This window comes from Paraburkholderia sp. SIMBA_030 (genome assembly GCF_046535245.1).
Lineage (GTDB): Bacteria > Pseudomonadota > Gammaproteobacteria > Burkholderiales > Burkholderiaceae > Paraburkholderia.
The window spans coordinates 1-230 of record NZ_JAWRXB010001807.1; the positions used below are offsets into that span (position 1 = coordinate 1).

General features: G+C 47.4%; 1 protein-coding gene. It reads left to right on the forward strand.

Annotation, left to right across the window (positions count from 1 at the left end):
* Positions 1–30: 30 nt before the first annotated feature.
* Positions 31–230, forward strand: a 200-nt coding sequence (locus tag SB772_RS46215) for a hypothetical protein (protein ID WP_410839296.1), incomplete at its 3' end; no start/stop codon positions are given.

Below are 230 nucleotides of genomic sequence, written 5' to 3' on the forward strand. Positions count from 1 at the left end.
GTGCATGCACGCTATATCAGCACACCGAAAATGACCAGTTGGGGCCGTGAATTGGCCGCCGCGCTCAAGCATACGACCATAGTATTTAAGACCCGTGTTGCACCGCTTGCTCAGTATTTGCACGATCAAAACCCGCAGCAGTCTCAGCACCAAACTCATAATCAAACTTTTAATCAAAATAGCAAGCAAACTGAGCTATTTGACGAAACTGGAGCCAGTCTTGGTTGGTT